Annotated in this window: 6 protein-coding genes; all 6 read left to right on the forward strand. The window is 70.8% G+C overall.

Annotation, left to right across the window (positions count from 1 at the left end):
- Window position 1: 1 nt before the first annotated feature.
- The 6 genes from ACWC09_RS31075 to ACWC09_RS31100 all read left to right on the forward strand — a co-directional run bounded on the left by ACWC09_RS31075 (window position 2) and on the right by ACWC09_RS31100 (window position 6,285).
- Entirely contained in the window at window positions 2-766 is a 765-nt protein-coding gene (locus ACWC09_RS31075) for a DUF3710 domain-containing protein (RefSeq protein ID WP_450854229.1), read from the forward strand.
- Between the two features lie 228 nt (window positions 767-994).
- On the forward strand, window positions 995-1,690 hold the full coding sequence (locus tag ACWC09_RS31080; protein ID WP_450854230.1) for an ABC transporter ATP-binding protein: 696 nt from the start codon (window positions 995-997) through the stop codon (window positions 1,688-1,690).
- Window positions 1,691-1,814: 124 nt separating this feature from the next.
- Window positions 1,815-4,361, forward strand: coding sequence for an ATP-binding protein (locus tag ACWC09_RS31085; RefSeq protein ID WP_450854231.1), 2,547 nt, complete (start codon window positions 1,815-1,817; stop codon window positions 4,359-4,361).
- Entirely contained in the window at window positions 4,358-5,044 is a 687-nt protein-coding gene (locus tag ACWC09_RS31090; RefSeq protein WP_450854232.1) for a response regulator, read from the forward strand. The genes ACWC09_RS31085 and ACWC09_RS31090 overlap by 4 nt, the downstream gene beginning before the upstream one ends.
- Window positions 5,045-5,124: 80 nt before the next feature.
- Window positions 5,125-5,523 carry an OB-fold nucleic acid binding domain-containing protein gene (locus tag ACWC09_RS31095; RefSeq protein ID WP_450854233.1) on the forward strand — a complete coding sequence of 133 codons (399 nt, stop codon included), beginning with the start codon at window positions 5,125-5,127 and terminating at the stop codon, window positions 5,521-5,523.
- 3 nt (window positions 5,524-5,526) lie between these two features.
- Window positions 5,527-6,285 (forward strand): DUF3159 domain-containing protein, encoded by a 759-nt coding sequence (locus ACWC09_RS31100; protein ID WP_450854234.1) that lies wholly within the window; start codon window positions 5,527-5,529, stop codon window positions 6,283-6,285.
- Window positions 6,286-6,416: the final 131 nt, after the last annotated feature.

Consider the following 6,416-nt stretch of genomic DNA (forward strand, 5'->3'; position numbering starts at 1 on the left):
CGTGTTCGGACGTCGCAAGAAGAAGGGTGCCGCCGAGGACGCGGCCGGCGAGGCCGAGCAGGTCGTCGACAGTGTCGACGCTGAGGCGGACGACGTGGAAGAGGTCGGGCGCGAGCGCGTACGGCTCGAGCCCGAACCGCGGCCGGACGGGCCCTGGGACGACACCGAGGTGCGCGAGCCCGGGGAGGGCCGTGTGGACCTGGGCGGACTCTTCGTCCCGGGCGTCGACGGCATGGAACTGCGCGTCGAGGTCGCGGGCGACGCGATCGTCGCGGCGACCGTCGTGCTGCGCGACAGCGCCATCCAGCTGCAGGCCTTCGCCGCGCCCAAGCGCGAGGGCATCTGGGGCGAGGTGCGCGAGGAGATCGGCTCCGGCATCACCCAGCAGGGTGGCATCGTCGACGAGGTCGAGGGCCCGCTCGGCTGGGAGCTGCGCGCCCAGGTGCCGGTGCAGCTGCCGGACGGCACGGGCGGTTTCCAGGTCGTGCGCTTCGTCGGCGTGGACGGTCCCCGCTGGTTCCTGCGCGGTGTGATCTCGGGCCAGGGCGCGGTGCAGCCGCAGGCGGCCGGTCTGCTCGAACAGATCTTCAGGGACACGGTCGTGGTCCGCGGCGAGGGCCCGATGGCGCCCCGCGACCCGATCGTCCTGAAGCTGCCGAACGACGCCCAGATGGTCCCCGAGGGCGTCCAGCAGGAGGAGGGCTCCCGCTTCTCCGGCGGTATGGGCCAGCTGCAGCGCGGTCCGGAGATCACCGAGGTGCGCTAGACAGTCGTAGAGGTAGCAGGGTCGCATCCCCGAGCAGGGGGTGCGGCCCTTTCTCGTGCGTGGACCCTTGACGGTGTATTGGTCAGTACCTGCCAGCAGCGCCCGGCCGGCACCGATGGCCTGTTCGTCGCCTGGGAGACCCTCACCCACGGGGACAACCCGAACTGAACCGTTGAACGGCCGGGCGCTACGCCGCGATACTGGCGCCCGGTCGACGGGGGAGGCGACATGAGCAGCCAGGTGGTCACCGAGACCATGGTGCGGGTCGAGAACGTCCAGAAGTCCTACGGCCATGGAGCCGCCGCGGTGCACGCCCTGCGCGGTGTCTCGTTCGAGGTCCCGCGCGGCGAACTCGTCGCCCTCAAGGGGCGCTCGGGCTCGGGCAAGACGACTCTGCTCAACATCGTCGGCGGACTCGACGTACCGGACGAGGGACGGGTCACCGTCGACGGCCTCGATCTCTCAAAGCTCGGCGAGGACGGGCTGCTGGCCCTGCGCCGGGACCGTATCGGCTTCGTCTTCCAGTCCTTCGGGCTCATCCCGATCCTTACGGCCGCCGAGAACGTCGGCGTCCCGATGCGGCTGCGCCGCGCCGAGGTACGCGCGCGTGAGGAGCGCGTCGAGCTGCTGCTCGCGCTCGTCGGCCTGGCCGACCACGCCCGGCAGCGGCCCGGCGAGCTCTCCGGCGGCCAGCAGCAGCGCGTCGCCATCGCGCGTGCCCTCGCCAACAGCCCCTCGCTGATCGTCGCCGACGAACCGACCGGCCAGCTGGACGCGGAGACCGGGCACGGCGTCATGGAGCTGCTGCGGGCCGTCGTACAGAGCGAGAACGTCACCGCGCTGGTCGCCACGCACGACGCGACGCTGCTCGACCTGGCCGACCGGGTCCTGGAGCTGTCCGACGGCGAGATCGTCGAACAGTGAAGCGGCGCGGCGTCAGAGTTGCGTCAAAGACGGTCCAGGCGGTGGTCCCGGCACTATTTGTCGCGATTGTTGGCCGTAAGGTCGACGCTGCGTAGGCAGCAGTGACCGGAAGACAATAGGGACCATGGGACGCGGCAAGCTTCGGATCTACCTCGGTGCGGCACCGGGCGTCGGCAAGACGTACGCGATGCTCTCCGAGGCGCACCGGCGCGTGGAGCGGGGGACCGACTGCGTCGTGGCCTTCGTCGAGCACCATGAGCGGCCGCGCACCGAGGTGATGCTGCACGGCCTGGAGCAGGTGCCGCGCCGGGAGCTGGAGTACCGCGGGGCCGTGTTCACCGAGATGGACGTGGACGCGGTGCTGCGGCGCGCCCCCGCCGTCGCCCTGGTCGACGAACTCGCCCACACCAACGTCCCCGGCTCCCGCAACGCCAAGCGCTGGCAGGACGTCGAGGAACTGCTCGCCGCCGGCATCGATGTCGTCTCGACCGTCAACATCCAGCACCTGGAGTCCCTCGGGGACGTCGTCGAGTCCATCACCGGCGTACGGCAGCGGGAGACCGTGCCGGACGAGGTGGTGCGGCGGGCCGACCAGATCGAGCTTGTCGACATGTCGCCACAGGCATTGAGGCGCCGTATGGCGCACGGCAACATCTACAAGCCGGACAAGGTCGACGCGGCCCTGTCCAACTACTTCCGCCCCGGCAACCTGACCGCCCTGCGCGAGCTGGCGCTGCTGTGGGTCGCCGACCGGGTCGACGAGTATCTGCAGCAGTACCGCAGCGAGCACCGGGTGTCGAAGATCTGGGGTTCGCGGGAGCGGATCGTGGTCGGGCTGACCGGCGGTCCGGAGGGGCGGACGCTGATCCGGCGGGCCGCGCGGCTCGCCGAGAAGGGCGCCGGAGGCGAGGTCCTCGCCGTCTACATAGCCAGCAGCGACGGGCTCACCTCCGCCTCCCCGAAGGAACTGGCCGTCCAGCGCACTCTCGTCGAGGACCTGGGCGGTACCTTCCACCACGTCATCGGCGACGACATACCGGCGGCGCTCCTCGCCTTCGCGCGCGGGGTCAATGCCACCCAGATCGTGCTCGGCGTCTCCCGGCGCAAGAGCTGGCAGTACGTCTTCGGGCCGGGCGTCGGTGCGACGGTCGCCCGGGACTCGGGGCCCGATCTCGACGTCCATCTGATCACCCACGACGAGGCCGGCAAGGGGCGTGGGCTGCCGGTGGCCCGGGGTGCGCGACTGGGCCGGTCCCGGATCATCTGGGGCTGGCTGGTCGGCGTACTCGGCCCGGCGATCCTTGCCGCGCTGCTCAACACCGTCCACCTCGGCCTCGCCAACGACATGCTGCTGTTCCTGGCGGTCACGGTCGCGGCGGCGCTGCTCGGCGGGCTGCTGCCCGCGCTGGCCTCGGCCGCGGTCGGCTCCCTGCTCCTGAACTACTTCTACACACCGCCCCTGCACCGCTGGACCATCGCCGACCCCAAGAACATCGTCGCCATCGTGATCTTCGTGGCCGTCGGTGTGTCGGTGGCCTCGGTCGTCGACCTGGCGGCCCGGCGCACCCACCAGGCGGCCCGGCTGCGCGCCGAGTCCGAGATCCTGTCCTTCCTCGCGGGCAACGTCCTGCGCGGCGAGACCGGTCTGGAGGAGCTGCTCGAGCGTGTTCGGGAGACCTTCGGCATGGAGTCGGCGGCCCTCCTGGAGCGGGCTGGCGACCACGACCCCTGGACCTGCGCGGGCCGCGCGGGACTCGGGCCGGCCGTGGAGCGGCCCGAGGAGGCCGACGTGGACGTGCCGGTCGGCGACCACATGGCGCTCGCACTGACCGGGCGGGTGCTGCCCGCCGAGGACCGCCGGGTGCTGGCCGCGTTCGCCGCCCAGGCTGCTGTCGTCCTGGACCGCCGACGCCTCCTGGAGGAGGCCGACCGGGCCCGCGCGCTCGCCGAGGGCAACCGGATCCGTACGGCGCTGCTGGCCGCCGTAAGCCATGATCTGCGGACCCCGCTGGCCGGGATCAAGGCGGCCGTGTCGTCGCTCAGGTCCGACGACGTGGCGTGGTCCGAGGAGGACCAGGCGGAGCTCCTGGCGGGCATCGAGGAGGGCGCCGACCGGCTCGACCACCTCGTCGGGAACCTGCTCGACATGTCCCGGCTGCAGACCGGCACGGTCACTCCGCTGATCCGCGAGATCGACCTCGACGAGGTGGTGCCGATGGCGCTGGTCGGGGTGCCCGAGGACAGCGTCGAGCTGGACGTCCCGGAAACCCTGCCCATGGTCGCTGTCGACCCCGGGCTGCTGGAGCGGTCGGTGGCCAACCTGGTGGAGAACGCCGTCAAGTACAGCCCGGCGGGCAAGCCGGTCCTGGTGGCAGCCAGCGCCATCGCCGACCGCGTCGAGGTGCGGGTGGTCGACGGCGGCCCCGGCGTCCCCGACGAGGCCAAGGAGCGCATTTTCGAGCCCTTCCAGCGCTACGGCGACGCTCCGCGCGGCGCCGGGGTCGGGCTGGGCCTCGCGGTCGCCCGCGGCTTCGCCGAGGCCATGGGCGGCACCCTCGACGCCGAGGACACACCCGGCGGCGGGCTCACCATGGTCCTCACCCTGCGTGCGGAAGGATCGCGTGCGGAGGAGCTTGTCCAGCAGGCGCAACCAGAGAGGCAGGTCACATGACCCGGGTGCTCGTGATCGACGACGAGCCGCAGATCGTGCGCGCCCTCGTGATCAACCTCAAGGCGCGCAAGTACGAGGTCGACGCGGCCCACGACGGCGCCACCGCCCTGCAGCTCGCGGCCGCCCGACACCCCGACGTGGTCGTCCTGGACCTGGGCCTGCCCGACATGGACGGCGTCGAGGTCATCCGGGGCCTGCGCGGCTGGACGCGGGTGCCGATCCTGGTGCTGTCCGCCCGGCACACCTCCGACGAGAAGGTCGAGGCCCTCGACGCCGGCGCCGACGACTACGTCACCAAGCCCTTCGGCATGGACGAGCTGCTCGCCCGGCTGCGGGCCGCCGTGCGCCGCGCCGAGCCCGTCGGGGCCGGCGAGGACGAGGCGACGACCGTGGAGACCGGGGAGTTCACCGTCGACCTCGCCGCGAAGAAGGTCAACCGGGACGGCCGGGATGTACGGCTGACGCCCACGGAGTGGCATCTGCTGGAGGTGCTGGTCCGCAACACCGGGCGGTTGGTCAGCCAGAAGCAGCTGCTCCAGGAGGTGTGGGGGCCGTCCTACGGGACGGAGACCAACTACCTGCGCGTGTACATGGCACAGCTGCGGCGCAAGCTGGAGTCTGATCCATCACATCCCCGGCATTTCATTACGGAACCGGGCATGGGGTACCGGTTCGAGAAGTAGCAGGCCGGGGGCGAAGGGGTCGGTTCGGGGCCGGGCCCCGCGGGTACGAAGGTGTCAGTGCACCCCGGTACGCTTCAGATATGAGTGCTGTTCCTCGTTCCGAAAAGCCGGTGGGCCGGTTCCGGCGCATGCTCGACCGGCTCTCCTCTTCGCAGGAGGACCTGGAGTCCGAGGAGCTGCGGGAGGACGCCGAGACGGCGGGCTGTGTACGCATCGGCGACTGCCACGACCGACAGATCGTCACGGTTACTGGTACCTTGCGCACGGTCACCCTGCGGCCGCGGGCGGGCGTCCCGGCCCTGGAGGCCGAGCTGTTCGACGGCTCCGCCGCGCTGGACGTGGTGTGGCTCGGTCGGCGCTCCATCGTCGGGATAGAGCCGGGGCGCAGACTGATCGCATCGGGCCGGATCTCGCTGAGCCGGGGCCGCCGGGTGCTGTTCAACCCGAAATACGAACTGAGACCCCTCGGACGGGAGTAGCCGGTGACGTCGCTCGACAAGCCGACAGAAGACACGTCTGCCGACGATGCCCGGGCGGTGACCGAGGCCGCGCTGTTCGAGGCGTTCGGCGGGGTCCGGGGCATGGTCGAGACGGTGCTGCCCGGCCTGCTCTTCGTCACGATCTTCACGATCAACAAGGACCTGCACTGGTCGGCCATCGCCGCCCTCGTGGTGTCCCTGCTGCTCGTGGTGGTCCGGCTGGTCATGCGGGACACCGTCAAGCACGCGTTCAGCGGCGTCTTCGGTGTGGCCTTCGGTGTGGTCTTCGCGATGATGACGGGCAACGCCAAGGACTTCTACCTGCCCGGCATGCTCTACACGTTGGGCCTGGCGCTCGCGTACATCATCACGACCCTGTGCGGTGTCCCCCTGATCGGCCTGATCCTCGGCCCGGTCTTCAAGGAGAACCTCTCCTGGCGCACCCGCAACCCCGGCCGCAAGAAGGCGTACGCGAAGGCCAGTTGGGCCTGGGGTCTGATCCTGCTGGCCAAGTGCGCGATCCTCTTCCCGCTGTACTGGTGGGCCAACACGGCGCAGCTCGGCTGGGTGTTGGTGGCCCTGAAGATTCCGCCGTTCCTGCTCGCCGTATGGCTGACGTGGGTGTTCCTTGCCAAGGCCCCCGCTCCCATCGACGTGTTCGCGGAGATGGAGGCGGAGGAGCAGGCGGAGAAGGAACGCAAGGCCGCGTCGGCAGCGGAGCGTGAAGAGGCGGCCGGCGGAAGGCACCGTCGGGAGGCCTAGTGCCGGCGTCGGCACGGGTGTCGCTGGGGGCTGCCGCCCCCCGGTCGAGGTTGTTCGAGACTGGGGGAGGAATCGGCCACAGCACTTCTCGTACGTCTCCGCAAGACCGCAAGGGCAGGGGGGGTTGTGAA

It is taken from the genome of Streptomyces sp. NPDC001617 (assembly GCF_053596855.1).

What these genes read in the sequence shown, in the direction of transcription:
- ACWC09_RS31085 (WP_450854231.1), top strand. Translation starts at nt 1,815, where the DNA reads ATGGGACGCGGCAAGCTTCGGATCTACCTCGGTGCGGCACCGGGCGTC.
- ACWC09_RS31080 (WP_450854230.1), top strand. Translation starts at nt 995, where the DNA reads ATGAGCAGCCAGGTGGTCACCGAGACCATGGTGCGGGTCGAGAACGTC.
- ACWC09_RS31095 (WP_450854233.1), top strand. Translation starts at nt 5,125, where the DNA reads ATGAGTGCTGTTCCTCGTTCCGAAAAGCCGGTGGGCCGGTTCCGGCGC.
- ACWC09_RS31090 (WP_450854232.1), top strand. Translation starts at nt 4,358, where the DNA reads ATGACCCGGGTGCTCGTGATCGACGACGAGCCGCAGATCGTGCGCGCC.